This is a genomic window from Pseudomonas sp. LBUM1666 (genome assembly GCF_059695775.1).
Map to the genome: position 1 here is coordinate 1,143,243 of NZ_CP166789.1, position 26,480 is coordinate 1,169,722.

The window sequence follows — 26,480 nt, forward strand, 5'->3', positions numbered from 1 at the left end:
TTCCGACGAAGAGGCCCTCAAGGCCAGTACAAAACTTATTGAAGGAATCCCGTCATGCAAGACTGGCAACGTTCGGTGATCTACCAGATCTACCCGAAGAGTTTTCACAGCCACGCCGGCAACCCCACGGGTGATTTGCTTGGCGTTGTAGCCAAGCTCGATTACCTGCACTGGCTGGGTGTCGATTGCCTGTGGATCACGCCGTTCTTGCGCTCGCCCCAGCGCGATAACGGCTACGACATCAGTGATTACTACGCCATCGACCCGAGTTACGGGACCATGGCCGATTGCGAGTTGCTGATCGCCGAGGCCGCCAAACGCGGGATCAAGCTGATGCTCGATATCGTGGTCAACCACACCTCCATCGAGCACGCCTGGTTCCAGCAGGCCCGCAGCAGCCTCGACAACCCGTACCGGGATTTCTATATCTGGCGCGACCAGCCGAACAACTGGGAATCCAAGTTCGGCGGTTCGGCCTGGGAGTACGAAGCCCAGACCGGTCAGTATTTCCTGCACCTGTTCGATCACACCCAGGCCGACCTGAACTGGGATAACCCAAAGGTGCGCGCCGAAGTCTTCAAGATGATGCGTTTCTGGCGCGACAAGGGCGTAGGTGGTTTCCGTCTGGACGTGATCAACCTGATCTCCAAACCGGCGGACTTCCCCGAGGACAACACCGACGGTCGACGCTTCTACACCGATGGCCCGAACGTCCACGAATACTTGCAGCAAATGCACCGTGAAGTCTTCGAAGGTCATGACCTGATCAACGTCGGCGAGATGTCGTCCACCAGCCTGGAGCACTGCATTCGCTACTCGCGGCCAGACTCGAAAGAATTGTCGATGACCTTCAACTTCCATCACCTGAAGGTCGATTACCCGAACCTGCAGAAGTGGATTCGTGCCGATTTCGACTTCCTTGAACTCAAGCGAATCCTCTCCGATTGGCAAACCGGCATGCAGGCTGGCGGTGGCTGGAATGCGCTGTTCTGGTGTAACCATGACCAGCCACGGGTGGTCTCGCGTTTTGGCCATGACGGCGAATATCGGGTGCTCTCGGCGAAGATGCTCGGCACGGCGCTGCATTTCCTCCAGGGTACGCCGTTCGTGTACCAGGGCGAGGAGCTGGGCATGACCAATCCGGGCTTCGATCACATCGATCAGTACCGCGATGTCGAGACGCTGAACATCTTCCGGCTCAAGCGCGAGGCGGGTGCAAGCGACGCCGACAACATGGCGGCGATCATGCAGAAGTCCCGGGACAACGGCCGTACGCCGATGCACTGGAATGCCGAGCCCAACGCCGGTTTCAGCGCTGGTGCGCCGTGGATCGGGGTGCCGGCCAACGCTGCGCAGATCAACGTCGCCGCCCAACTCGATGACCCGGATTCGGTGCTTCATCACTATCGTCAACTGATCGCCCTGCGCCGCAGTGAAGCGTTGATGTCTGACGGGGTCTACCGGCAACTGTTGCCCGAGCACAGGCAAATCTGGGCGTACGTGCGTGAGGGTAATGGCGAACGGTTGCTGGTGCTGAACAACTTCTACGGCACAACCTGTGAAGTCGTATTGCTAGATGATGTGATCAGCGAGGCGATGACGCAGCGGTTGGTGATCAGCAACTATCCGGACTGTCCGTCGCGCAATTGGCAGGTGTTTTTACGTCCCTTTGAGTCGTTCGTTCTGCACCTGACCAACCACTAAAAAACACTGTTTTAAAACAACACGCAGAACGCTGCGCGGGGGAGTTTTGCGCGCCGATTTTGCCGCTGCACACTATAAAAATAATGGGGTGGCTCTTGAAAACAACAATAAATCGCAGCCTTGCAGTGGCGGGCGTGTGCCTGGCTTTGCCTCTTTCGGCCCAGGCGCTGGAGTTCGCCGGTTACTTGCGCAGCGGCGTCGGGACCTCGGTCAACAGCGGTAAACAGCAGTGTTTCCAGCTGCCGGGCGCGCAGACCAAATACCGCTTGGGCAATGAATGTGAGCAGTACGCCGAACTGGAATTGCGCCAGGATCTTTACACCCTGGATGACGGCTCGGTGCTGAGCGTCGATGGCATGGCGTCGCTGTATAACCAGTACGACAAGGACCTGACGTTCAACGGTGACAACGGCTCGGTGCGCCTGCCGCAGGCGTACGCGCAATGGTCGAACATGCCCAGCCTCAACGGCGGTTCGCTGTGGGCCGGCCGGCGTTACTACAAGCGGAACGATATTCACATTTCCGACTTCTACTATTGGAACCAGAGTGCCACCGGCGGCGGTATCGAGGACGTGCTGATCGGCGATCTGAAATACAGCTACGCCTTCTCGCGCAAGGACAACCTGTATCAGAAGGACTACATCAACCGACACGATTTTAACGTCGCCGGCTTCAACACCAACCCCGGCGGTGCGTTGGAGTTCGGGCTGAGCTACATCGACAAACCCGACAGCCGCGACGCTCACCGTGGCTGGGCGATCACCACCCAGCATGTGCAGAAAGGTTTTCTGGGGGGCAAGAACAAACTGGCCTTCCAGTACGGCGAAGGCCCCGGCACCGGGTTGGGTTATACCGGTAACGTGAAGCTGGACGACAGCAACAAAAGTTACCGGGTGGTGGAGTTCTTCGACTGGCAAGTGACGCCGCGCTTTGGCGGTCAGATTGAGGCGGTCTATCAGAAAGACATTCGCCCGGACGGCGCCGATCAGAACTGGATTTCCCTCGGGGTGCGCCCGACCTATGCGATCACCGAGCAGTTCAAACTGGTGACCGAACTGGGTCACGATCAGGTCGAAGCCACGGGCGGCACGCGCAAGCTGAGCAAGTTCACCTTCGCCCCGACCTGGTCGCCCAAAGGTCCGGAATTCTGGGCACGGCCCGAGGTGCGTCTGTATTACACCTATGCGAGCTGGAACGAGGCGGCCAAACGGGCGGCCAATGAACTGGCGCAGGGTTCGGCGTTGTCCGACACCGGCACCTTCGGCACGGCGCGGCACGGTTCGAATGTCGGATTGCAGGTCGAGTACTGGTGGAAATAAGCGATGCTGTCGGAGCCTCGCGCTCCATCGGCACTTCAAAGAACAAAACAGCAGGTGACGTCATGGCCACACCCCAACAATTGCAACTGCACGCGCCCCTGTCCGGCGTATTGATGCCACTGGACCTTGTGCCCGATCCGGTGTTTTCCAGCCGCTTGATCGGCGATGGCCTGTGCATCGATCCGACTTCAACGACGTTGTGCGCGCCGCTGGCTGGGGTTGTCAGCAATGTGCAGGCCAGTGGACATGCGGTCAGCATCACCGACGAAAATGGTGTGCAGGTGTTGATGCACATTGGCCTCGACACGGTGAACCTGGCGGGGAAGGGGTTCACGCGGTTGGTGGAGGAGGGCCAGCGGGTTGACGTTGGGCAGGCGCTGATCGAGTTCGATGCCGATTTTGTTGCATTGAATGCCCGCAGCCTGCTGACGTTGATGCTGGTGGTCAGCGGTGAGCCGTTCACTTGGCTGACGCCGGAAACGGGTTTGGTAGACAGTGGCCAGCCGCTACTGAGCTTGAATCCCATCGAGCAGACAGCTGATGAGTCGGTGAAGGAAGAGGGCGAAGCACTGTTTTCCAAACCGGTGACACTGGCCAATCCGAACGGTTTGCACGCCCGTCCGGCAGCGGTGTTCGCTCAGGCGGCGAAAGGTTTTTCGGCGAGCATTTACCTGCATAAACAGCAGGAGAGTGCGAACGCGAAATCCCTGGTGGCAATCATGGCGTTGCAAACGGCTCACGGTGACATAGTGCAAGTCAGCGCGGCCGGCCCGGATGCTGAAGCGGCGATCAAGGCACTGGCCGAATTGCTGACCGCCGGGTGTGGCGAGACGGTAGCCGTGATGGCAGAGGTCGAGACGGTTGAAGCTTCATCGCTGAACGTTTTGCGCGGAGTCTGTGCCTCGGCGGGTTCGGCGTTTGGCCAGGTTGTGCAGATCGCCGAGCAGACGCTTGAAGTGAGCGAGTTCGGCGTTGCCCCGCAGGTCGAGCGAGAGCATCTGTCTCGGGCTTTGGCCGCAGCGGCGCTGGCCTTGCAGCAGCTGCGCGACAACGCCACTGGTGACGCCCAGGCAGAGATTTTCAAGGCGCACCAGGAACTGCTTGAAGACCCGAGTCTGCTGGATCAGACCGAGGCGCTGATCATCGAAGGCAAAAGTGCCGGGTTCGCCTGGCGAGCGGCCACCGAATCGGCGGCAACCTTGTTCAAAAGCCTGGGCAATGCCTTGCTGGCGGAGCGGGCGGCGGACCTGGCCGATGTCGGCCAGCGGGTGCTCAAGCTGATCCTCGGTGTACAGGATCAGGCGATGGAGCTGCCTGAAGGGGCGATCCTGATCGCCGAACAACTGACGCCGTCACAGACCGCCGGGCTCGATACCCGCAAGGTACTGGGTTTCGCCACGGTCGGTGGCGGCGCTACCAGCCACGTCGCGATCCTCGCTCGGGCGTCCGGTTTGCCGGCGATCTGCGGGTTGCCCGTTCAGGTGTTGGGGCTGGCCAATGGCACTCAAGTATTGCTCGACGCCGACAAGGGCGAGCTGCATCTGGACCCGGATCTGGCGGCCATCGAGCAGTTGCAAGCCAATCGTCAGCGCCAGCAGAAGCGCCATCAACATGAGTTGGCGCACGCTGCGCTGGCGGCTTGTACCCGCGATGGACACCACTTTGAAGTGACGGCCAACATCGCCTCGCTGGCTGAAGCGGAGCAGGCCATGGCACTGGGAGGCGAGGGCGTCGGATTGCTGCGTTCGGAGTTTCTTTATCTGGATCGCAATCATGCGCCGAGCCATGACGAGCAAACATCAACCTACAGCGCCATCGCCAGGGCGCTCGGGCCGGCGCGCAATCTGGTGGTGCGTACTTTGGATGTCGGCGGTGACAAACCGTTGGCCTACGTGCCGATGGACAGCGAAACCAACCCGTTCCTCGGTATGCGCGGCATTCGTTTGTGTCTGGAGCGCCCGCAGCTGTTGCGCGATCAGTTCAAAGCGATCCTGAGCAGCGCCGGGTTGGCCCGTCTGCACATCATGCTGCCCATGGTCACGCAGCTGTCGGAGTTGCGCCTTGCCCGGCAGCTGCTTGAGGAAGAGGCGCTGGCCTTGGGGCTCACTGAACGGCCGAAACTGGGGATCATGATCGAAGTGCCGGCAGCGGCCCTGATGGCCGATCTGTTTGCACCGGAGGTGGATTTCTTCTCGATCGGCACCAACGACCTGACCCAATACACCCTGGCCATGGACCGCGATCACCCGCGCCTGGCCAGTCAGGCCGACAGTTTTCATCCGTCGGTGCTGCGGCTGATCGCCAGCACCGTAAAGGCCGCCCACGCCCATGGCAAATGGGTCGGTGTGTGTGGCGCCATGGCGTCCGAGACGCTGGCGGTGCCATTGTTGCTGGGACTTGGGGTGGATGAACTGTCGGTGAGCGTGCCGTTGATTCCGGCGATCAAAGCGGCGGTTCGCGAAGTGGATCTGGTGGACTGCCAGGCCTTCGCCCAGCAGGTGCTGGGCCTGGAAAGCGCCGAGCAAGTGCGCGAGGCGTTGCGGCTGTATCACGAGGCGACGGTCGATACTTCACTAGTACTGGAGAACTGAGCATGTTCGAGAAAATGCAGCGGGCGTTCTGGAAAGCGTTGACCCCGGATCTGATCGTGGATGAGCCGAAAGTGGTTGCTCAGCCTGTTTCCGGGCTGGCGCCGGAAATCGTCGCCGCGCTGGGCGGTGTGGATAACCTCAAGGCGCAACAGCCCGTGGCGCTGACCCGGGTTCGGGTGGAGTTGCGGGATGTGGGGCGGATGGATCGGCAGGCTTTAAAGGTGGCCGGGGTGCCGGGCGTGATGATGCTGGACGAAGGCGTTGTGCATTTGTTGATGGGGTTGGTGGTTGCCGGACGTTAGGTGATCAGATTCAAGAGCCACCCCTCACCCCAACCCTCTCCCCACGGGGGAGAGGGGGAGAGGGGGAAAGGGAGCAGATCTTCAAGCTTTTCAAACCTGAGTTCGACTCGATTTTTCAGGTCGATGTAGCTCCAAGAACAACTCGGTCAGTCCCCTCTACCCCTTGGGGAGAGGGCTAGGGTGAGGGGTGGCCTCTGCGGCCATCCGCCGCCCCACCCTTACTGTTTCTCAACCGCAGGTGTATCGTATTCGCCTTTTACAGGCCCACGGGCCTGTCGCTGATACGTGAGGTAGTTGAGTTCATGTCCTTTACCCGTCGCCAAATCCTCGGTGGCCTGGCCGGTCTTGTTGTCGTTGGTGTCGGAGCGGGCGGCGCGTCGCGGTACTGGTTGGGCAAGATGGCCGACGCCGACGCGGGCCACGACTACGAGCTGATCGCCGCACCACTGGACGTTGAACTGGTGGCCGGGCACAAGACTGAAGCCTGGGCGTTCGGCCCGTCGGCGCCGGGCACCGAGTTGCGCGTGCGTCAGGGCGAATGGCTGCGGGTACGTTTCATCAACCACCTGCCGGTCGCCACCACCATTCACTGGCATGGCATTCGCCTGCCGCTGGAAATGGACGGCGTGCCCTACGTCTCGCAGCTTCCAGTGCTGCCGGGCGAATACTTCGACTACAAATTCCGCGTGCCCGACGCCGGCAGCTACTGGTATCACCCACATGTGAACAGCAGCGAAGAACTCGGTCGCGGGCTGGTCGGCCCGTTGATCATCGAAGAGCGCGAGCCTACCGGCTTCAAGTACGAAAAGACTTTGAGCCTCAAGAGCTGGCACGTCGATGAAGAGGGCGCTTTTGTCGCGTTCAGCATTCCTCGCGAAGCGGCCCGTGGTGGCACGGCGGGGCGTCTGTCGACCATCAACGGTGTCTCGCAAGCAGTGATCGAATTGTCCGCCGGGCAGATCACTCGGGTGCGCCTGCTCAACCTCGATAACACCCTGACTTACCGCCTCAATATTCCAGGCGTCGAAGCGCAGATCTACGCGCTGGACGGCAATCCCATTGAGCCACGGCCACTCGGCAAGGAATACTGGCTCGGCCCGGGCATGCGCATTTGTCTGGCGATCAAGGCCCCGCCGGCTGGTGAAGAGCTGTCCCTGCGCAACGGCCCGGTACGACTGGGCACGTTCCGTTCGGTGGCGAACACCGATGTACCGACCGAATGGCCGCCTGCGCTGCCCGCCAACCCGGTGGCCGAGCCTGACCTGGCCAATGCTGAGAAACTCAACTTCAATTTCGAATGGGTAGGCTCGGTGTCGGTGAATGTCGACAATGGCAAGCCGCCGAGCCTGTGGCAGATCAACGGCAAGGCCTGGGACATCACCGACAAAACCTGCGCCGACCGCCCGATTGCCAAGCTCGAGAAGGGCAAGAGCTACATTTTCGAATTGAAAAACATGACTCAGTATCAACACCCGATTCATCTGCACGGCATGAGCTTCAAGGTCATCGCCTCGAACCGGCACAAGGTCATTCCGTACTTCACCGACACTTACCTGTTGGGCAAGAACGAGCGCGCACAAGTGGCGCTGGTGGCGGATAACCCTGGGATCTGGATGTTCCACTGCCATGTGATCGATCACATGGAAACCGGCCTGATGGCCGCTATCGAGGTGGCCTGATGCGTCAGATACGTCCTGCAGTGATCATCGACCGCAGCCGTGACCGTGACTTCATGCGCGAAGCCCTGGCCCTGGCCGCCCAAGGTGCAGTCCTGGGTGAGGTGCCCGTGGGCGCAGTGTTGGTGCAGGACGGTGAAATCATCGGTAGGGGTTTCAACTGCCCGATCAGCGGCAACGACCCGAGTGCTCACGCCGAGATGGTTGCGATCCGCGCTGCCGCGTTGGCCGCCAGCAACTATCGTCTGCCCGGCAGCACGCTGTACGTGACACTTGAGCCGTGCAGCATGTGTGCCGGGCTGATCGTGCATTCGCGGATTGCCCGAGTGGTATACGGCGCGCTGGAGCCCAAGGCCGGGATTGTGCAGAGTCAGGGGCAGTTTTTTACCCAAGGCTTTTTGAATCACCGTGTGTTGTACGAAGGCGGGGTGTTGGCGGAAGAGTGTGGGGCGGTGCTGAGCGAGTTCTTCAAGGCCAGAAGAGCCAAACCTTCAGACTAAATACAGAACCATTGTGGGAGCGAGCCTGCTCGCGATAGCGGACTAACATCCAACATCTTCGTTGGCTGAAAGGCCCTCATCGCGAGCAGGCTCGCTCCCACAGGGGATCTCCGGTGTTTGGGAGATTGGGTTTACTTACGGGCGACGATCACTGCGCGCATCGGCGCCGGCAGCCCTTCAACCGTCTTGCTGTGATCTTGCGGATCAAGGAAATCACTCAGCGACTGATACTTCATCCACTCCGTCCCGCGCTGTTCCTCGACCGTCGTCACGCTCACGTCCACACAGCGAACATCAGTGAACCCGGCCCGGCGTAGCCACAGCTCCAGCGCCGGTACTGACGGCAGGAACCACACGTTACGCATCTGCGCATAACGGTCTTCCGGTACCAGCACCTGCTGCTGATCGCCCTCGATCACCAGCGTCTCCAGCACCAATTCGCCGCCCTTGACCAGGCAATCCTTCAGCGCCAGCAAATGCTCGATCGGCGAGCGGCGGTGATAGAACACCCCCATGGAAAATACTGTGTCGAAGCCTTCCATGTTCGGCGGCAGGTCTTCGAACGGGAACGGCAGGTGCCAGGCATTGGGCTCTGACAGGTAACGCTGCACCGCCTGGAACTGACAGAAGAACAGCCAGTTTGGGTCAACACCAATCACACTGTCGGCCCCGGCACCGAGCATGCGCCACATGTAGTAGCCATTACCGCAGCCGACATCGAGGATGCGTTTACCCTTCAGATCCAGATGCGGCGCGACCCGCGACCATTTCCAGTCCGAACGCCATTCGGTGTCGACGTGCACGCCAAAAAGATCGAACGGCCCTTTGCGCCATGGCGACAAACCCATCAGCGCGGTGCGCATTTGCGCACGGGTTTCGTCATCGCAATCGGTGTCCAGCGTCAGGCCATTGAGCAAATCAACTTCGCTCGGCTGAATCTTCGGCAAAGCGTCCAGCGCACTCTGCCAGCGCTCCAGGTCGCCGTGACCTTTCTCCATTTTCTTGTCGAGTTGCGCTTGCAGGGTGTTGGCCCAATCGGCCAGCGGTGTGCCGGCCAAACGGCGGGCGAGGGGGGACAGATCAATCATGGCAAGGCAATCAACGAGGCAAAGTTAAGACACTGGAACCACGGCACGACTTTCGAGAACCCGGCGGCCAACAGGCGCTCGCGGTGTTCTTCGAGGCTGTCGGGCTTCATGACGTTTTCGATGGCGCTGCGCTTCTGGGCGATTTCCAGCTCGCTGTAGCCGTTGGCTCGTTTGAACGCGACATGCAAGTCAGTGAGCAGCGCGTGTTCTTCGAGGTCGTTGAAGCGCAGCTTCTCCGACAGAATCAGCGCGCCACCGGGCAACAGCGACTGACGGATACGCGAGAGCAACGCCGTGCGCTGTTCCGGAGCGATGAATTGCAGGGTGAAGTTCAGCGCCACCACCGAGGCGGGCTGAAATTCGAGGGCGAGGATGTCACCTTCGATCACTTCCACCGGCAGCAACTCCTGGAACATCGAGTCCTGACCATTGAGGTACTCGCGGCAGCGTTCAACCATCGCCGCAGAGTTATCCACAGCGATGACGCGGCAGCCATCGGTGCGCACATGGCGGCGCAGCGCCTGGGTCACGGCGCCGAGGGACGAACCCAGGTCGTAAAGCACGCTGTTTGGCTGGGCGAACTGCGCGGCGAGCACGCCGAGGTTTTCAACGATGGTCGGATAACCCGGCACCGAGCGCTTGATCATGTCCGGGAACACCCGCACCACGTCCTCGTTAAAGGCGAAGTCGGGCACCTGGGTCAAAGGCTGGGCGAAAAGGCGATCGGGTTCTTTGCTCACGGCGGTTCCAGCGGCGTAGGTGGAAAAGGCCGGCATTTTAGCCAAATTGACGGGGGGATGCTTGGGTTGTCTGATAAAGCGTGACGGATTTGTGAGGTTTCTGACCAGGTGAAGGTCGAGGAACAGGAAGTAGGGAGGAAATGTTAAATGACAACTGAATGACCAAGTCCCAAATGAGACTTGGCCATTCATTATTTAGAGTGTGATTACTCTGACCTAATCAATACGATATAGGTGGCTGTACCAACTACTTTTAGCTCTTCGCCTCCTTCATTTTTACCTGTGAAATCAAAGCTAATTTCGTAGTGCAGCTTCTCCGTAGTGTTCTCAATTGCTTCTACGGTGAAAGAGCCACTTTGGGCTTCATACTCAATATAGTTAGTGTTGCCAGGTTTGGCTCTCGTTTCGAAAAAATACACAGTGGTGAAGGGGGAGTTAGAACCTGTGACTGAATATTTTCCGGATTTAATATTTTTATCAAATATCAGTACCAGACCTTTTTTATTCCTGAGTGAGTAGTCTTGGGTATTTGCGCGAGTGATAAACGCGATTTGATCGCTGGACTCATCAAATTCAACTTCAATAATTTGGCTGTCAAGCTTCACACGGTTGGAAATCGTGGCTTGAGTTACTGCGCTAATGGTGATAATCGGTTCTGCAGCAGCAATCCTGTTTATGTTTCTAAAAAAAATCATAATATTCTTCCCTGCAAACATGTGTGGTTGGGTGACTCCACAGAAATAATAAGTTTTCAGGAAGAACGGGGCTACTGTCATAACTGACAGGTTTTTATCACCTTTTGCGATAGATAATAAGTTTTCCGCTATTAAGAGTGCCCGATAATCCGGTTTTATCTATTGTGCTTTTTCTTGGAAAACGCCGACGCCGTAATCCCCCACTGTCCCAGCCAATAGCTGAGGATGATGACGTAAGGCGCAGTATGGAATGGCGCAACAAATCGGTTGATGCCAATCACGCTGTCCGAAAACACAAACGCCACCGCACCTGCCGCCGCCAGCAGCGCGGAGCGTTTGGGCACGTCAGTGCCGAGCCGGGCCAGTGCGCGCCAGAGCATTGCGCTGATCGCCAGACCGTAGACGATCACCGGGATGAGCAGCGGACCCAGCCCATTGGAAATCAAGATCCCCAACAACACCGCGCCGACGCCCAAAGCGATGATCAGCGGTAACAGCGCCAACCGCCGGCAATCACTCAAGTAGGCTTTCAGATACGCCAGATGCGCGACCAAAAATGCCCCAAGCCCAAACACAAACAAATCCCCGGGCCATGCCAGCAACACATCGCCGAGCAGGGAGAAAATCAATCCAAGGCTGATCCAGCGGCGATATTCGCTGGGCGGTGCGTCATGCAACCAGCCGAGCAAGGCCAAAACCGGCAGCGGCTTGACCAGCAGGCAGAGCAGCGCAGCGTGCACGCTGACGCCGTAGAGAAAGGTCACCGCGCCCATCAGCGCCAGAATCAGCCAGCCCACGATCAGTTGACCGAGATCGCGCAGTCGAAGGTTTCCACCGCCGGTACTTCCGGTGCCCATGGCTGTGAGTAGGTCAGGCGCAAACGGCCCGTGCCCGCGGCGAAGGACTGGAAGCGCCAGGTCGAGAGGCCGGCGCTGCCGACGATCCCCGCGTCTTCCGGATTGCTGTAAACCTCGGGGCTGAGCGCGCGCAATACGCCACCGGCTGAATCCTGGATGGCCCAGCGGTAACCCGTGGTCGGGTTACTTGGCAGGGTCAGGATCAGGTTTTGCCCGCTTTGCAGTTTTACCGGGCATTCGCTTTGTTTTTCCACGGTCACGTTCTGTTTCGGTTGCGTGGCGCACGCGGCCAGCAAGGAGAGGGCGAGGGGGACAAACAGGCGGGTGGGGGACATAAGGTCAGTGGCTCCGGTATTCACGACGAACGGCGAGCATAACTGAATAAAACACTGATGCTAATCGACAACTTTAATCGCCCCTACTGCTGGTCGGGGCGCTGTGGCTGCCGATGAGAGAAAATGCTGGCTTGCAAACAACACCAGACTCATCCAAACATCATTGTAAATGAGCAAGTAACGTTAAAACTTTCGCTGCTGTCCTTTTTGGTGAAGCTTATATCAAAGGCGCAAGAGTAGATGTTGGTGGTACGGTCAAGGTTGAGAAAAACAAAGCCTTCGCCCGGAGTGGCACTAAAAAAATCGTCGTTAAACTTTCCGTCATATTCGACCTTTATATTTTTTGCGGGGAAGTTATGCACACCATTGTCTGGAAGCATCTGTCCATTTTTTATTAGGTGCACCCTAATGTTTCTTGCGGAGTCCGGTTGATCAACAGGGGAGTAAAGCCCTTCCAGGCTCAGTGTTGCTTGTTCATCAGTTATGATTAGTGCCTGGGTTGAGAAGCTGATGTCATTTGGAATGTAAGCTGCTAAAAGACCTTTCCCCCACTTCCCTTCATTTTTGGAGCTACTCATTTTGAATCTCCTGTGTTTAGCGTGTTTGCTTGAATACAGGAGATAGCCTATTCAGGATGGATAGTAATAGGTACTGTCAGAAATGACAGTTGTTTATGTTGATTGGCAATTACGCAGCGTTCAACTATACGAAAAAGTATTGATCGCTATCCATGCTGGAGTGATAACGACCAATTTAAGTGTCAGAACAGAATTTTCGCCACATCCGCAAAACGCTTGGCAAAGTGCACGGTAATCCCTTCTTTCAGATAATCCGGCAGTTCTTCAAAGCTTCCACGGTTTGGCTCCGGCAAGATCAATTCGAAGATCTTCTGCCGCCGTGCCGCAATCACCTTTTCGCGCACGCCGCCAATCGGCAGTACATGCCCGGTCAGCGTCAGTTCGCCGGTCATGGCGATGCCTTTTTTCGGCGCCTGGTTGCGGGCGAGCGAGAGCAGGGCGCTGGCCATGGTCACGCCGGCGCTCGGGCCGTCTTTCGGGGTGGCGCCTTCCGGGACGTGCAGGTGAACGAAGGCTTCGTCGAAGAACTTCGGATCACCGCCGAACGATTTCAGATTGGAACTGACGTAGCTGTAGGCGATTTCCGCCGACTCTTTCATCACGTCGCCCAATTGCCCGGTGAGTTTGAAGCCACGATTCAGGGTGTGAATGCGCGTGGCTTCGATCGGCAAGGTCGCGCCGCCCATGCTGGTCCAGGCCAGCCCGGTGATGACGCCGGTACCGGACAGCACTTGCTCGTTACGGAACACCGGATGCCCGAGTGAGGCTTCGAGGTCTTTCGGACCGATTTTGATCACCGCTTTCGGCTCGTCGATCAGTTTCACCACGGCTTTGCGCACCAGTTTGCCCAGTTCTTTTTCCAAGTGGCGCACCCCGGCTTCACGGGCATATCCGTCGATCAATGCTTTCAACGCGCTGTCGCTGATGCTAAGGCTGCCTTTGGACACGCCGGCTTTTTCCAGTTGTTTCGGCCACAGGTGACGTTTGGCGATGGCGATTTTTTCTTCGGTGATGTAACCCGACAGGCGAATAATTTCCATCCGGTCCAGCAACGGGCCGGGAATCGAGTCCAGGGTGTTGGCGGTGCAGATGAACAGCACTTTCGACAGGTCCAGACGCAAGTCCAGGTAGTGGTCGAGGAATTCGACGTTCTGTTCCGGGTCGAGGGTTTCCAGCAGCGCCGAGGCCGGGTCGCCCTGGTAGCTCTGGCCCATCTTGTCGATCTCGTCGAGCATGATCACCGGATTCATTACTTCGACATCTTTCAACGCATGGACGAGTTTGCCCGGCTGCGCGCCGATGTAGGTGCGGCGATGGCCCTTGATCTCGGCTTCGTCGCGCATGCCACCGAGGCTGAAGCGGTAGAACGGCCGACCGAGGGATTCGGCGATGGATTTGCCGACGCTGGTTTTACCCACGCCCGGCGGACCGACCAGCAACACGATGGAGCCGCTGATCTCGCCTTTGTAGGCCCCGACGGCGAGGAATTCGAGGATGCGGTCTTTGATGTCGTCGAGGCCGGCATGGTGTTTGTCCAACACTTTGCGAGCGTGCTTGAGGTCAAGTTTGTCCTCGCCATATACGCCCCACGGCACCGAGGTCGCCCAGTCGAGGTAGTTGCGGGTGACCGCGTACTCCGGCGAACCGGTTTCGAGGATCGACAGCTTGTTCATTTCCTCTTCGACGCGTTTTTGCGCCTGAGCGGGCAAAACCTTGCCTTCCAGGCGCTGTTCGAACTGCTCGATGTCGGCGCTGCGGTCGTCCTTGGTCAGCCCCAGCTCTTGCTGGATGACCTTGAGTTGCTCCTTGAGGAAGAACTCGCGCTGATGCTCGCCGATCTTGCGGTTAACTTCGGCGGAAATCTCTTTTTGCAGACGCGCGACTTCGACTTCCTTGCGCAGCATAGGCAGGACTTTTTCCATGCGTTTGAGCATGGGCACGCAGTCGAGCACTTCTTGCAGTTCGCTGCCGGTGGCCGAGGTCAGTGCGGCGGCGAAATCGGTCAGCGGCGACGGGTCGTTGGGACTGAAGCGGTTGAGGTAGTTCTTCAGCTCTTCGCTGTACAGCGGGTTGAGCGGCAGCAGTTCCTTGATCGCATTGATCAGCGCCATGCCGTAAGCCTTGACCTCGTCGGTCGGCTCTGTGGGCTGGTGCGGGTATTCGACTTCCACCAGGTATGGCGGGCGATGGTGCTTGAGCCAGGAGCGGATGCGCACGCGAGTCAGGCCCTGGGCGACGAATTGCAGTTTGCCGTTTTCGCGACTGGCGTGGTGCACCTTGACCAGGGTGCCGTAGAGCGGCAGGGCCGAGGTGTCGAAATGACGCGGATCTTCCTGGGGCGTGTCCATGTAGAACAGGGCCAGGGAGTGGTGTTCGGATTTGCTCACCAGGTCGAGGGTTTCGGCCCACGGTTCTTCATTGACGATGACCGGCAGCACTTGGGCCGGGAAGAACGGGCGGTTGTGGATCGGGATGATGTAGACCTTGTCCGGCAGGTTCTGGCCTGGCAGGGCGAGGCCTTTGCCGGTGGAGTGGTGTTCGGCGTTCTCTGGGTCGGCGTATTCGCTGGGGTCTTCGGGGAATTCTTGCTGGTCGCTCATGGGGCACCTGCGCAATTGGGTATGGGTGTTAGATGGGGCGGGTGGGGGGTGGTTTCAATGGCGGGGGATATTTCTGGGTGTGTGTTCAGGGTTTGGACAGGTGCTTTTGACTTGGCGGCCTTTGGGCCGACCATGTTCTGGGTTGATTGTGTACATATCCGTTTCTGCGGTAACGGCGGCTTAGGGTTTCGCCCTTACGGCGACTCACTTTTTTTACAAGCCGGTACGTGTCAAGGTACCTGTCACCTTGTTCCAACTGTTGTTAGCCAGCTGCACCCTTAACCTCAGGGCGCTCTGGGTTTAAATACACCGCATCTGCCAGCTTCCAGTTGCGTGTCCGAGTACTCCAGCGGCTCGGATTAGCGTCCCTGGCGTCTTCATAAAGCACTGCTCTAGCTTGTAATAGAACCGTCGCCTTGCCTTCGTGGCGTTCGTTCGGCGTGACGTATTTCAAGGCGCTGTGGCGGTGATCTTCGTTGTACCACTCGATAAATTTCTGCACCCAAAGCCTTGCTTCAGTGACCGTATCAAATGGTTGATCCGGCCAGAGTGGGCAGTACTTGGCGGTACGGAAAAGCGCCTCGGCATAAGCGTTGTCATTGCTCACCCTCGGCCGGCTGAAGGACGGCTCGACGCCCAGGGCGATCATGCTTTCACGTAATAAAGAGCCTCTCATAACGTGGCCGTTATCCGAGTGCAACACCAACGGACGACCCGCTGTGTGCTCCCGCAAGCATCCCTTTCTGAGCAACTCACACGCGTGTTCGGCACATTCCACCTCATGCACTTCATTAGCGACCAGCTTGCGGCTGTAGACATCCTTGACCATGTACCAGTAGAAAAAACGGCCTTTGACGGTGCTGGGCAGCCAGGTGATATCCCAGCACCACACCTGATTGGGTGCGTCAGCACGGTGCGTCGTCAGTACTCTGCGTTTCGGGGTCTTGGTACGACCACGGCGCACGTTTTGATTGGCGGCTTTTAACACACGGTAAAACGTCGACTCCGAAGCCAGATAAATGCCTTCATCCGCTAGTTTTGGAACGATTTGGTGCGGGGTGAGGCTGGCGTAGCCAGCCTGATTGGCAGCATCAAGCACCGCTTGGCGTTCTGTCTCACTGAGCTTATTAGCCGGAGCTGCCCGTTGAGCCAGCCGTCGTCCGTCACAGTCAGCGTGTCGCCAGCGCTGGACTGTGCGCAGGCTCAGCCCCAACTCATTGCAGGCTCGATATCGACGAGCGCCATTGAGTACCGCGTCTGCAATCAACTTCATGGCTTGCGTACGATCAGAGGCGTCGATCAGTCTTCCTTGTCCTTGCCCCAGATCGCATTGGCTTTTTTTCTGAGATCCAGCAAGGCCACCGCCTCCGCACGTCCGGCATCAGACTGAATCAATTGACGCTCAAGTATTTTGATACGCCGTTGCTCGGCCGTCTTAGAGGTTCGAGAGTTGAGATCAACGACCGGATTGGCGTTTTGGCATGCCATTCGCCACTGTTGGATTTGCTCAGGGTAAATGCCTTTGATTCGGCAATACTGAGAGATCTCCACCTCGCTCAACGGCGCGGTTTCCATGACAGCATTGAATTTATCGGCGCTAGACCATTGGTCACTGGTCTTGCCGTTTCCCGGAACGATCAAGCCTTTATCTCTAGCCATTTGTCTCCAATTTCGCAGTGACTGTGGCGTGAGATTGAGCGCAACGGCAAGTTCTGCCACTGATCGATTGAGGGGCGGCATCATTTGCAAAACGACCCAGTCTTTGAAGTCGTTGTCGTAGCGTTTGCCTAGCTTGGACATCGATATGTACCTTCGCCCTCTTGAATGAACGAGTCAATCAACAAGGGCGACAGGTAGCCTGACACGGAGGGAAACGCCAAAAAAAAGTAAGCAAAAAAAGGCTCGCCCCAAGCGTCCGGCCCCTCGCTTAGGCTCGGCGTTCCTTCGTTCCGGTATCCATCCGGGGACACTGCCCTCCGGTCTGCTTCGCGACGACCTACATGCAGCGTGTTCGACTGCGTCGAACGGCGCTGCGCGCCACTCCCCGGATGAACTCCTCCACTCAGCCTCCCGAAGGGGCGGGTGGATCAAGATCACAAGCTGCAGGCGAGCTAACGCTCGGCCTGTTGAGTGGTGGGGGGCGGGGCGGTGTATGCCGATTTACTGTGGGAGCTGGCTTGTCCGCGAAGGCGGCCTGACAGCCGACCAATTACTCGCAGGTTTACACCAATCCCCTGTGGGAGCGAGCCTGCTCGCGATGACGGAGTGTCAGACGACATCAATGTCGGATGTTAGGCCGCTATCGCGAGCAGGCTCGCTCCCACAGGGGATGTGTTGTGTGGCGGAAAATGCGTCACCCACAAAAAAGGCGACCCCCAACAGGAGTCGCCTTTCCTTTAACCGCCGCTAAAACTTAATCGGACAGTTTGTACGCAATCACGTAGTCACCTTGCTTGGTGCCCAGCGACCCATGACCACCTGCAACAACAAGCACGTATTGCTTGCCGTCCTTGCCGGTGTAGGTCATCGGCGTGGTTTGCGCGCCTGCTGGCAGGCGGCCTTCCCACAACTGCTTACCGTTTTTCACGTCGTAGGCGCGCAGGTACTGGTCGAGGGTGCCGCTCAGGAAACCAACGCCGCCAGCAGTGACGAAGGTACCGCCCAGGCTAGGCACGCCCATGCTCAGCGGGATCGGAACCGGCGAGCTGTCGCGCACGGTGCCGTTTTTGTGTTTCCAGATGATTTTGTTGGTGGTCAGGTCGACCGCTGTCACGTAACCCCAGGCCGGTGTCTGGCACGGCAGGCCCAATGGCGAGAGCAGGGGTTCGAGGATGACGCCGTATGGCGCGCCTTTGTTTGGCTGCACACCTTCGGTTTCGCTTTTACGCGGGCCTTGGGCAGCGATTTCGGCGGCCGGGATCATTTTCGATTTGAACGCCATGTAGTCCGGGTTCATGAAAGCAATCTGACGCACCGGGTCAACCGAGATACCGCCCCAGTCGAACACGCCGAAGTTGCCTGGATAAACGATCGAACCTTGCAGCGATGGCGGCGTGAATGGACCGTCGTAGCGCATGGATTTGAAGTCGATCCGGCAGATCAGTTGGTCGAACGGGGTCACGCCCCACATGTCGCGCTCTTGCAGCGGCGGCGGCATCAGGTTGAGGTCGGACTTCGGTTGGGTCGGCGAGGTGTGATCACCTTCGACAGCGCCTTGTGGCACCGGCACTTCGTTGATCGGCACGATCGGCTTGCCGGTGCTGCGGTCCAGCACGTAGATGCTGCCTTGCTTGGTGGACGCAAGCACCGCCGGCTTCACGCCGTCAGCGGTTTTCAGGTCCATCAGGGTTGGCTGGCCACCGACGTCCATGTCCCACAGGTCATGGTGGGTGAACTGCATGTGCCAGCGCACCTGGCCGGTCGCGATGTCGAGGGCAGTCAGGCCGGCGGCGTGCAATTCCGATTCTGGCGTGCGATCGCCACCGAACTGATCCGGGGTCTGGTTGCCCATCGGCAGGTAAAGCATGCCGAGTTTTTCGTCGACAGCGAACATGGACCACATGTTTGGCGAGTTGCGGGTGTAGACCTCACCTTCGGCAATCGGCGTGGTGTCGTCCGGGTTGCCGCTGTCCCAGTTCCACACCAGTTTGCCGGTGTGTACGTCGAACGCGCGGATCACGCCGCTGGGTTCGTCGGTGGAAACGTTGTCGGTGACGTGGCCGCCGATCACCACCAGGTCTTTAGTGACCGCTGGAGGCGAGGTGGAGTAGTAACCGCCGGCATTGAAGCCGCCGATGTTGGCGCGCAGGTCGACCTGGCCTTTGTCGCCGAAGTCTTCGCACATCTTGCCGGTGTCGGCATCCAGGGCGATCAGACGGGTGTCGGCAGTCGGCAGGAAGATCCGGCGTGGGCACACGTTGCTGACCGGTGCCGGGCTGGCAGTGCCGGTCGGGCTTTGCTCGGACGCGTAAGCGGCGTCATCGTGATACGTCACGCCACGGCAGGTCATGTGCGCCCAACCCTTGAAGTTCGCCGCGTTTTGCGTAGAGAGCTTCGGATCGAAACGCCAGATTTCCTTGCCGGTGTCCGGGTCCAGCGCGATCACCTGGCTGTGCGGCGTGCAGACGTAGAGCATGCCGTTGACTTTCAGCGGGGTGTTTTCGGCAGTGGTTTCGCCCGGGTCGTTCGGCCCAGGAAGGTCGCCGGTGCGGAAGGTCCAGGCCGGAACGAGTTTGTTCGCGTTCTGCGGCGTGATCTGCGCCAGTGGCGAGTAACGATCGCCATGGGCGCTGCGGCCGTAGGAATTCCAGTCACCGTCCGGCATGGCCGGGGCGCTGTTGGTCATGCCCGGCACGCTATCGCGGTCCAGTTGGCCTTTGATTTCACCGGGGTTGGTGAACTGGCTGGCCAGCGCAGCAACGCCCGCCAGCACCACGGCCACGCTCAGTGCGCCGGTGCCCATCGGCGCAGCGCCTTCACGCAGCAGCGGACGGCGGAACCACGGCAGCAACATGACGATGCCCAGCGCAAACAGCATGGCCAGACGCGGCACCAGTTGCCACCAATCGAGGCCGACTTCCCACAAGGCCCAAACGGTGCTGGCGAACAGCACCAGCGCGTACAGGCCCAGCGCAGAGCGGCGGGCAGCAATCAGCAGCCCCCCGGTCAGCGCCAGGCCGATACCGGCCAGCAGGTAATACAGCGAGCCGCCGAGCATGCTCAGCTTGATCCCCCCGGCCAGCATGGCCAGGCCAATTAGCAGAAGCAGGATACCGAGCAGGCTCGGCAGCAGACGGCTTCGACTCAAAGCACCATCAGTGCTCATAGTGTGGTTCTCCGTGACGTTTTAAGTAGTCCCGCGCAAGTTCACTGTAGATGACGATCTGGCGCGGGCATGGTTCAGATAAAAATGGTTCGGTTGACGCGATCCCTGTAGGAGTGAGCCTGCTCGCGATAGCGGTGGGTCAGACAACATCAATGTTGGCTGTGCTGGCCTTATCGCGAGCAGGCTCGCTCCCACAGGGTTTTTGTGGTGTTGGTTAGAACGATGACTGGATTTTTATCCCGCCTATCAGCGCGTCATCGACCTTGTCCACGCCACCGGGGTGGCGGATGTATTGCAGGTTCGGGCGCACGGTCAGCCAGTTCGTGACGTGCACGCCGTAATAGAGTTCGGCGCTGTATTCGGTATCCTGCGGTGGCAGGAAGGATGGGTCGTCGTAGTCGAAGACGGAGCGGGCCTGATTGGTCGCCTCGGCGTTCTTGCGATAGGCCGGGTTGACGTGGACGCGAGCCAGGGCGAAACCGATGTCGTCCTTGGCGCGTGCATCGAACAAGCCTTTATAGACGACGCCAGCCTGGACATAGTTGTCGATGGCGTTGGTCTTCTTGTCGTGCATCGTGCCGTTGGCGAACACGCTCAGGCCGCGGGAGTTGTCGCTGGCGCGGCTGGTCAATTGCTGCTGCACACCCAGCCACACACCGTGTTTGCTCGAAGCGCTGCGGTAAGCCTCGCCACTCAGGGCTGCCGGCTGACCGTTGCTGTCCTTGTAGGCATCAGTGGCCTTCGCATTGCTGTAGTAATAACCGGCGCGGTATTCGCCCGGCAGGCCGTTGAGCTTCGGCGACCAGACCAGTTCCACCGGCAGGATCGCGCCCTGGGTGCCGCTGCCGCTGAGCTTGAAACCGTTGTCGCGATCAAGGTTCGACGGGTTTTGCTCGTAGGCGCCGACCTGCGCGTAGAGCTCCGGTGTCAGGTGATATTTAACGCGCATCGCCCACTGGCTGACCGGCCAGTTGTACCAGATGCCGCCGACCCAGTTGCCCACCTGCGAGCCGCAGAACGCCAGGTTCTGGAAGTCGCAGGGGAAGCTGTTGAAGTCTTCGCCTTCGCCGAAACGGCCGACCTTGATGTCGAGCTTTTGATCGAAGAATTTCTGCTGATACCACATCTGCGTCAGGCGCCAGGTTTGCCCGCGACCCCAGACTTCCTGAGCCGAGGTGAACCCGCCCACGCGCGGATCATTGATGCGGTCGTTGCTGATGTTGTTGCCGTTGCGCTCGGTGATGGTCAGCTGAAACTCGGCGTCGTCCCAGCCCAGTATCTTCTGCAGGTCCAGGTGAGTGCCGAGGCCGAACTGGTCGCTGTAGCGGGCGGTGCGATCGTGGTCGTAGCCGCCGTGCAGATTGCTGCCCATTTCACCGGTGTAATCGACTTTGAAGTCGTAGCCTTTTTCCGAAAGTTCGGTGCGCGTGCCGTTCCAGTCGCCGAGCATCCACGGCGACTCGCTATCGAAGGCCGGGGCGGCCTGGGTGCAAGTGACGAGGCCCAACGCGGAAAATCCGCCGATCAGGTTCAGGGCTTTTCGACGACCAATAGCGTTGCAGACAGCGCTGTCTCGCGGAGTTTGAAGATAAGGCATAGGGGAAGTAATTCTGGGTCTTTTTCTGAGAAGTGAACTGAAGCGGCAGTATGTCGCGGGCAGCGGAAGCGTTTCAGCTTGACGGGCGCAAGGATAATGTCCTGTTACAAATAGAGAAAGCGCTTTTACTGACATGGAGCGTTTCGGATTTGGTAACAGTCAGTGGGAAAAGATCGCAGCCTCGTTTCACTCGACAGCTCCTTGTATGTTGACCTTGATTCCAACGAGAGAGGTTACGCTCAAGGATTCATACAACAGCAAGTGCGTTTCTGGGGGAGGCCGATAGCTCCTGAAGGCAGGATTTGCTCCTGACCTTGTCTGTAGAGAGGCCCCCCCGCCTCATTGCCCACCACGAAGAGTATCGAGAAGCCGACAAGTCGGACTTCGCATTACAAGGTTGCAGTGGCATGAAATTCGAGGTCGGGGGAACCAGGGGCAATCTTACCGAAAGTCAGGGAAGTGAAAAGCATGAATACTCATGTCGGCATAGACATTGGTGCGCGCACGTCTGTCATGGGATGGCGGCAGAGCGGTAAAACATCAGGCCAGTGGGACGTTCAGCACACGCCCAAAGGACGTAAGGCTGCCGTGACAAAGATGTTAGGTCTCAAACCGCTGAGTGTGGTCATGGAGGCCACTGGCATTTACTACCTGGATCTTGCATTGGAGTTGCACGCTGCCGGCCTGCCGGTCTCGGTGATCAACCCCAAAAGCTTCCACAATTTTGCAAAAGTGATGCTGCAAAACAGCAAAACTGACCAGATAGACGCTCAATTGCTGGCTGAATATGGCGAGCGCATGACTCCCAGGCTTTGGGTTCCGCCTACTACCGATCAAATGACGCTGCGTGCGATTGGCCGCCATATCAATCGGCTGATTGGTCATCGAACACGAGCCAAAAACGAATTACACGCGCTACAAGCGACAGAAACGAGTGTGGAGCTGCTGATCGAGGATGAGAAAGAGGCGATTGCAGGGCTGGACACACGGATTGATCGCTTGAAGAAAGCCGCACGTGATGCCATCGCCAAATGCCCGGATCTGAGTTTACAGTTTCGCTGCATGATGGCGGCCCCCGGCGTTGGAGAAGCCTCAGCCATCGCCGCACTGGCTGAGCTGACAACCCTTCCGGTAACGCTTAAATCGGCGCAGGTAAGCCGCTATGCAGGCCTGGATGTCAGGTTGACCCAGTCAGGCACCAGCGTGAACCGGCCAGGGCGAATGTCCAAATGCGGTAATGCTTACTTGCGCGCAGCGATGTTCATGCCGGCGATGACGGCAATCCGTTGTGATGAGAGTGTGAAGGCCTTCTACGAGGCTCTGGTAGCGCGCGGCAAGAAGAAAATGCAGGCCATCGGTGCGGTCATGCGCAAATACCTAACCGGGTTATGGGCATGCATGCGTTCCGGAGAAGAATTTAATACGGCCAAGCTTTTTAGCGAAAAACATCTCGCGAAAGCTTGACCGTGAACAGAGTATCTACAGGTGAACGCATTCCAATGTAGGAGCTGTCGAGTGAAACGAGGCTGCGATCTTTTGCGTTTCACCTACATTTAACTGACCGCACACAGATCGCTTCCCCCCAACGAAGCCCTCGGCTAAGGTGCGCGGCTTCCCATTCTTTCACCGCTCGAAGGCCCGGCATGACCGAACAGAACAACAACCCGCTGCACGGCGTGACGCTGGAGCAAATCCTCAACGCGCTGGTTGAACACTACGAATGGTCGGGGCTGGCCGAGCGCATCGATATCCGCTGTTTCAAGAGTGACCCGAGCATCAAGTCGAGCCTGACATTCCTGCGCAAAACCCCATGGGCACGGGAGAAGGTCGAGCGCTTGTACGTGAAGCTGATGCGCACCAAGCGCCCGGTCTGAACATGGTCAACCCACCGACGCCAGGTTCTGCCGCGAGGCGTCGTTTTGTCGCTGTGGCGGCGGTGCTTGGCTGGGCGGGACTGAGCATTCAGCTGTACCTGATTTTCTACTCACGCTGGACGCTGGCGGCCAGCCTGCTCGGTGGGCTGGTCAGTTTCTTCAGCTATTTCACCGTGCTGAGCAATACGCTCGTGGCGACCGTGCTGACGTGTGAGCTGACGTCCCGCGAGTCGGCCGCGCGACGCTGGTTTTTGCAGCCGTGGGTGAGTAGCGGCATTGCCGTGAGCATCGCCCTGGTCGGCCTGGGGTACAACGTGTTGTTGCGCCATTTATGGCATCCGCAAGGCTGGCAATGGCTGGCCGATGAGCTGATGCATGACGTCATGCCACTGCTGTTTCTGGCTTATTGGTGGTGCTGTGTGCCGAAAGGCACGTTACGACTGCGGCATATCGCGGCGTGGGTGATCTATCCAGTGGTGTACTTCGCGTATTCGTTGTGGCGCGGACATCTGCTGGCGGTTTATCCCTATCCGTTCATTGATGTCGGCAAACTGGGTTATCCACAGGTGTTTGTGAATGCCGGTGGGTTATTGGTGGGGTTTGTGGTGGTTGCGCTGGTGATGATCGGGTTGGATCGTTGGCACGCGGGTCGAAAGTGAGCACTTGTGGCGAGGGGACTTGTCCCCGTTGGGCTGCGCAGCAGCCCCAAATTCTCGGCAGCTGTCGAAGATTTTGGGAGCGCTTCGCACTCCAACGGGGACAAGTCCCCTCGCCACAGGAAACCTGGCAGGCACAAAAGTCGTGGTCAATCTTCGTCGCTGTCATCCAGCCGCCAGTAACCCACGGCTTTGACGGACTGCTCGTTAAGCCCGTGCTCATCCAGCAACACCCGGCGTATCTGCCGCGACACTTTGCTCTCGGTCGCCACCCAGGCGTATAGGTTGCCTCTGGGCACCTGCAGCTGCTTTACGGTGTTCAGCAGGTTATTCCTGCCGCCTTCGCGCAGTACCCAGATCACATTGACCTGCGCCACGCTATCGAGTTTTTGCTGCTCGGCACCGTTCTCCACTTCGATGATCACCAGTGCCTGGCGATTGGCCGCCAGGCCTTCCAGTCGACGAGCAATCGCGGGGATGGCCGTCTCATCGCCAATCAACAGGTAGCTGTCGAAAATGTCCGGCACGATCATCGACCCCCGTGGCCCGCCGATGTGCAGAAACTGGCCGGGTTTGGCCTGTTCGGCCCAGGTCGAGGCGGGGCCGTCACCGTGCAGTACGAAGTCGATGTCCAGTTCCAGTGCGTCGAGGTCGTAACGACGCGGCGTGTAGTCGCGCATCGCCGGCATCGGCCCGTTGTCTTTACCGGCACCGAGCACCAGGGTTTCCAGCGCCGCTTGTTCCGCCGCGTTTTGTGGAAACAGCAGTTTGACGTGGTCGTCCGTGCCGAGGCTGACGAAGCCCGCCAACTCCGGTCCACCCAGCGTGATGCGGCGCATGCGCGGCGTCAGGTCGACCACCCGCAACACTTCCAGACGACGGCGTTTGATCTCGTGGCTGACACGGTGGATGGTTTGCACGATCACTTCAGTCATTCGGCTTGCTCCTGAACGGGTTGAACGACAGGGCCATCGACGATGGCTTTGGCGGTGTTGTTGAGCAGGTCGCGTACCCGCAGGATTTCTTCCGGGCTCCAGCGGCCATGATGCATCTGCAAGGCATGACGCAAGTTGTGCACTGCTTCGTGGATCTCGGCCGGGCGGTCATGGCCGCGCAATGAGCGCTTGCTGACTTCGATGCGCATCCGCACACCATCTAGTGCGATCGCCTGATCGCTTAACGACAGTCGTCCAGCGTCGGTGATGGTGTAGCGTTTTTTTCCGCCCTCGGCGTCGCCCAGGATCATCTCGCTTTCTTCAAGGAAGGTCAGGGTCGGGTAGATCACACCGGGGCTGGGGCTGTAGGCGCCGTCGAACATGCTTTCGATCTGGCGGATCAGGTCATAGCCGTGGCAAGGCTGCTCGGCGATCAGCGCCAGCAGCAGCAGTTTCAGATCGCCTGGGGCGAAAACCCGGGGGCCTCGGCCACCCCGTTCGCGGCCGGGGCCTGGGCGTTTTTCGAAGCCGTCGCGGCCGTCGCTGTGTTCTCTGTGGGAATGATGGTCTCTCATTTTTGCTTGCTCTCGTCGTATTTAGATACAACTTAAGATATATCTTGACGGCAGAGCAAGGCCTTTCGACCAACGGTGCAAGACAGCGCTCGGCAGCGCGTGGGATTTCTTCCCGCGAAAACGTCTGACTATTCCGTGAAGCGTTGGCGGGCAGAAAAAGAAAAAACTGGTATATATCCGCGCAGTCAGGTTTAGTGCTAATTCTCTAAAGCAGTGTTTTCGTCTATTGTTTATTGAGACTGTCATGCGCTTCTTACAGTCATTGTTCCTGTATGGAAAAACCAACTAATCTGTCTGTAGTCTGGTTCTTACGGTCACTCTTCTCCTTTTTCAATTTTTGGCTTTTTTTCGCTGTTTCAAATGCCTTGCGAACTACATGTTCGCAGGACATGTCCTGCTTACTTCATATTTCAATTGGTTGATCATGCCCCGGCGTTGAACGTTCAAGTTAATGACTTGTTCGCACCATTAATGATCTTCTCTATTGAAATAACAGGGACTTAACCATGTTCAAGAAGTTTGCAATCGCCGCCCCTCTGGCTGTTCTGGTTTTCGGTTCGACTGCTGCACTGGCCAAGGATGACGCCAGCAGCACCATCAACATCAAGGCCGATATTCCACCGACGCAGTTTCATGCCCAACCGCGGGATCCGAACTTCGGTCGGGACGAGACCATGATCTTCAACACGGTGAGCGGAGAGCTGAGCACGCTGCGTCAGACCTACGACCTGAAAAACACCGACGGTTCGATCGACGCTTACATCGAAGGCGGCCCCGCCGCGCTGTACAACGGTAGCACCTCGATTCCCCTGACCATCGCCATCGGCGGCGTGGTACTGAGCGCCACGCCAACACCTGTCGCCGCCGACGCGCCATCCAACCCTGGCATGCAGGCCGACATGGTGATCACCGCCGCTAAACCGTCCGCTGGCCAGACCGGCCTGTTCACCGGCAACCCGGTGGTGATGTTCGACGCGGTACCGCGTTGAAGGGCAACCCTTCTGTTCGTTGACTGACACGCCCCGATCGGCCC

The 26,480-nt window shown here is 58.4% G+C and carries 22 protein-coding genes; 10 read left to right on the forward strand and 12 right to left on the reverse strand.

The window, feature by feature from the left end; translation table 11 throughout:
* Window positions 1-54: 54 nt before the first annotated feature.
* The 6 genes from treC to tadA all read left to right on the forward strand — a co-directional run bounded on the left by treC (window position 55) and on the right by tadA (window position 8,092).
* Window positions 55-1,704, forward strand: a complete 1,650-nt coding sequence (gene treC / locus ACA056_RS05095) for an alpha,alpha-phosphotrehalase (protein WP_497270957.1) — start codon at window positions 55-57, stop codon at window positions 1,702-1,704.
* Window positions 1,705-1,799: 95 nt separating this feature from the next.
* The gene (locus ACA056_RS05100; protein ID WP_497270959.1) at window positions 1,800-3,023 is read left to right on the forward strand and encodes a maltoporin; all 1,224 of its coding nucleotides are present in this window, start codon (window positions 1,800-1,802) and stop codon (window positions 3,021-3,023) included.
* Window positions 3,024-3,085: 62 nt separating this feature from the next.
* Window positions 3,086-5,614: a phosphoenolpyruvate--protein phosphotransferase gene (ptsP, locus tag ACA056_RS05105; RefSeq protein ID WP_497270961.1), complete on the forward strand. Its 2,529-nt coding sequence runs from the start codon at window positions 3,086-3,088 to the stop codon at window positions 5,612-5,614.
* A gap of 2 nt (window positions 5,615-5,616) precedes the next feature.
* On the forward strand, window positions 5,617-5,916 hold the full coding sequence (locus ACA056_RS05110; protein WP_497270963.1) for a PTS sugar transporter subunit IIB: 300 nt from the start codon (window positions 5,617-5,619) through the stop codon (window positions 5,914-5,916).
* Window positions 5,917-6,218: 302 nt separating this feature from the next.
* Window positions 6,219-7,595, forward strand: coding sequence for a multicopper oxidase family protein (locus ACA056_RS05115; RefSeq protein ID WP_497270965.1), 1,377 nt, complete (start codon window positions 6,219-6,221; stop codon window positions 7,593-7,595).
* Entirely contained in the window at window positions 7,595-8,092 is a 498-nt protein-coding gene (gene tadA / locus ACA056_RS05120) for a tRNA adenosine(34) deaminase TadA (RefSeq protein WP_497270967.1), read from the forward strand. Before ACA056_RS05115 ends, tadA begins: the two co-directional genes overlap by 1 nt.
* Before the next feature lie 131 nt (window positions 8,093-8,223).
* Here the strand turns inward: tadA and cmoB are convergent, their stop codons facing one another.
* The 10 genes from cmoB to ACA056_RS05170 form a co-directional block, all read right to left on the reverse strand.
* Window positions 8,224-9,180 carry a tRNA 5-methoxyuridine(34)/uridine 5-oxyacetic acid(34) synthase CmoB gene (gene cmoB, locus ACA056_RS05125; protein ID WP_497270968.1) on the reverse strand — a complete coding sequence of 319 codons (957 nt, stop codon included), beginning with the start codon at window positions 9,178-9,180 and terminating at the stop codon, window positions 8,224-8,226.
* The gene (gene cmoA / locus ACA056_RS05130) at window positions 9,177-9,956 is read right to left on the reverse strand and encodes a carboxy-S-adenosyl-L-methionine synthase CmoA (protein ID WP_497270970.1); all 780 of its coding nucleotides are present in this window, start codon (window positions 9,954-9,956) and stop codon (window positions 9,177-9,179) included. The genes cmoB and cmoA overlap by 4 nt, the downstream gene beginning before the upstream one ends.
* A gap of 170 nt (window positions 9,957-10,126) precedes the next feature.
* Complete coding sequence (locus ACA056_RS05135; RefSeq protein WP_497270972.1) at window positions 10,127-10,615, reverse strand: hypothetical protein; 489 nt, start codon at window positions 10,613-10,615, stop codon at window positions 10,127-10,129.
* A gap of 155 nt (window positions 10,616-10,770) precedes the next feature.
* Complete coding sequence (locus tag ACA056_RS05140; protein ID WP_497273492.1) at window positions 10,771-11,412, reverse strand: lysoplasmalogenase; 642 nt, start codon at window positions 11,410-11,412, stop codon at window positions 10,771-10,773.
* 2 nt (window positions 11,413-11,414) lie between these two features.
* Entirely contained in the window at window positions 11,415-11,807 is a 393-nt protein-coding gene (locus ACA056_RS05145; protein ID WP_497270974.1) for a protease inhibitor I42 family protein, read from the reverse strand.
* A gap of 149 nt (window positions 11,808-11,956) precedes the next feature.
* On the reverse strand, window positions 11,957-12,385 hold the full coding sequence (locus ACA056_RS05150; protein ID WP_497270976.1) for a hypothetical protein: 429 nt from the start codon (window positions 12,383-12,385) through the stop codon (window positions 11,957-11,959).
* Window positions 12,386-12,567: 182 nt separating this feature from the next.
* Window positions 12,568-14,985, reverse strand: coding sequence for an endopeptidase La (gene lon, locus ACA056_RS05155; protein WP_497270978.1), 2,418 nt, complete (start codon window positions 14,983-14,985; stop codon window positions 12,568-12,570).
* A 262-nt stretch (window positions 14,986-15,247) separates the two neighbouring features.
* Window positions 15,248-16,785 (reverse strand): IS3 family transposase gene (locus tag ACA056_RS05160; RefSeq protein WP_497266439.1). Its coding sequence is split into 2 segments (ribosomal slippage): window positions 15,248-16,317 and window positions 16,317-16,785, totalling 1,539 coding nucleotides; the frame shifts between segments, so codons are not numbered across the junction.
* A 613-nt stretch (window positions 16,786-17,398) separates the two neighbouring features.
* A complete protein-coding gene (locus ACA056_RS05165; RefSeq protein WP_497270980.1) occupies window positions 17,399-19,810 on the reverse strand; it encodes a glucose/quinate/shikimate family membrane-bound PQQ-dependent dehydrogenase in 2,412 nt (803 codons plus the stop codon).
* A gap of 214 nt (window positions 19,811-20,024) precedes the next feature.
* On the reverse strand, window positions 20,025-21,407 hold the full coding sequence (locus ACA056_RS05170; protein ID WP_497270982.1) for a carbohydrate porin: 1,383 nt from the start codon (window positions 21,405-21,407) through the stop codon (window positions 20,025-20,027).
* Window positions 21,408-21,875: 468 nt separating this feature from the next.
* Here ACA056_RS05170 and ACA056_RS05175 point away from each other — a divergent pair, with 468 nt between their 5' ends.
* From ACA056_RS05175 to ACA056_RS05185, 3 genes are all read left to right on the forward strand, one after another.
* Window positions 21,876-22,871 (forward strand): IS110 family RNA-guided transposase, encoded by a 996-nt coding sequence (locus ACA056_RS05175; protein WP_497265786.1) that lies wholly within the window; start codon window positions 21,876-21,878, stop codon window positions 22,869-22,871.
* A gap of 179 nt (window positions 22,872-23,050) precedes the next feature.
* Window positions 23,051-23,281: a VF530 family protein gene (locus tag ACA056_RS05180; protein WP_007944895.1), complete on the forward strand. Its 231-nt coding sequence runs from the start codon at window positions 23,051-23,053 to the stop codon at window positions 23,279-23,281.
* A 2-nt stretch (window positions 23,282-23,283) separates the two neighbouring features.
* Window positions 23,284-23,940, forward strand: coding sequence for a Pr6Pr family membrane protein (locus tag ACA056_RS05185; protein ID WP_497270985.1), 657 nt, complete (start codon window positions 23,284-23,286; stop codon window positions 23,938-23,940).
* A 146-nt stretch (window positions 23,941-24,086) separates the two neighbouring features.
* Here the strand turns inward: ACA056_RS05185 and ACA056_RS05190 are convergent, their stop codons facing one another.
* A complete protein-coding gene (locus ACA056_RS05190; RefSeq protein WP_497270987.1) occupies window positions 24,087-24,872 on the reverse strand; it encodes a siderophore-interacting protein in 786 nt (261 codons plus the stop codon).
* A complete protein-coding gene (locus ACA056_RS05195) occupies window positions 24,869-25,447 on the reverse strand; it encodes a PadR family transcriptional regulator (protein WP_497270989.1) in 579 nt (192 codons plus the stop codon). The genes ACA056_RS05190 and ACA056_RS05195 overlap by 4 nt, the downstream gene beginning before the upstream one ends.
* Before the next feature lie 506 nt (window positions 25,448-25,953).
* Between ACA056_RS05195 and ACA056_RS05200 the strand changes: the two genes are divergently transcribed.
* Complete coding sequence (locus ACA056_RS05200) at window positions 25,954-26,436, forward strand: CS1 type fimbrial major subunit (protein WP_497270991.1); 483 nt, start codon at window positions 25,954-25,956, stop codon at window positions 26,434-26,436.
* Window positions 26,437-26,480: the final 44 nt, after the last annotated feature.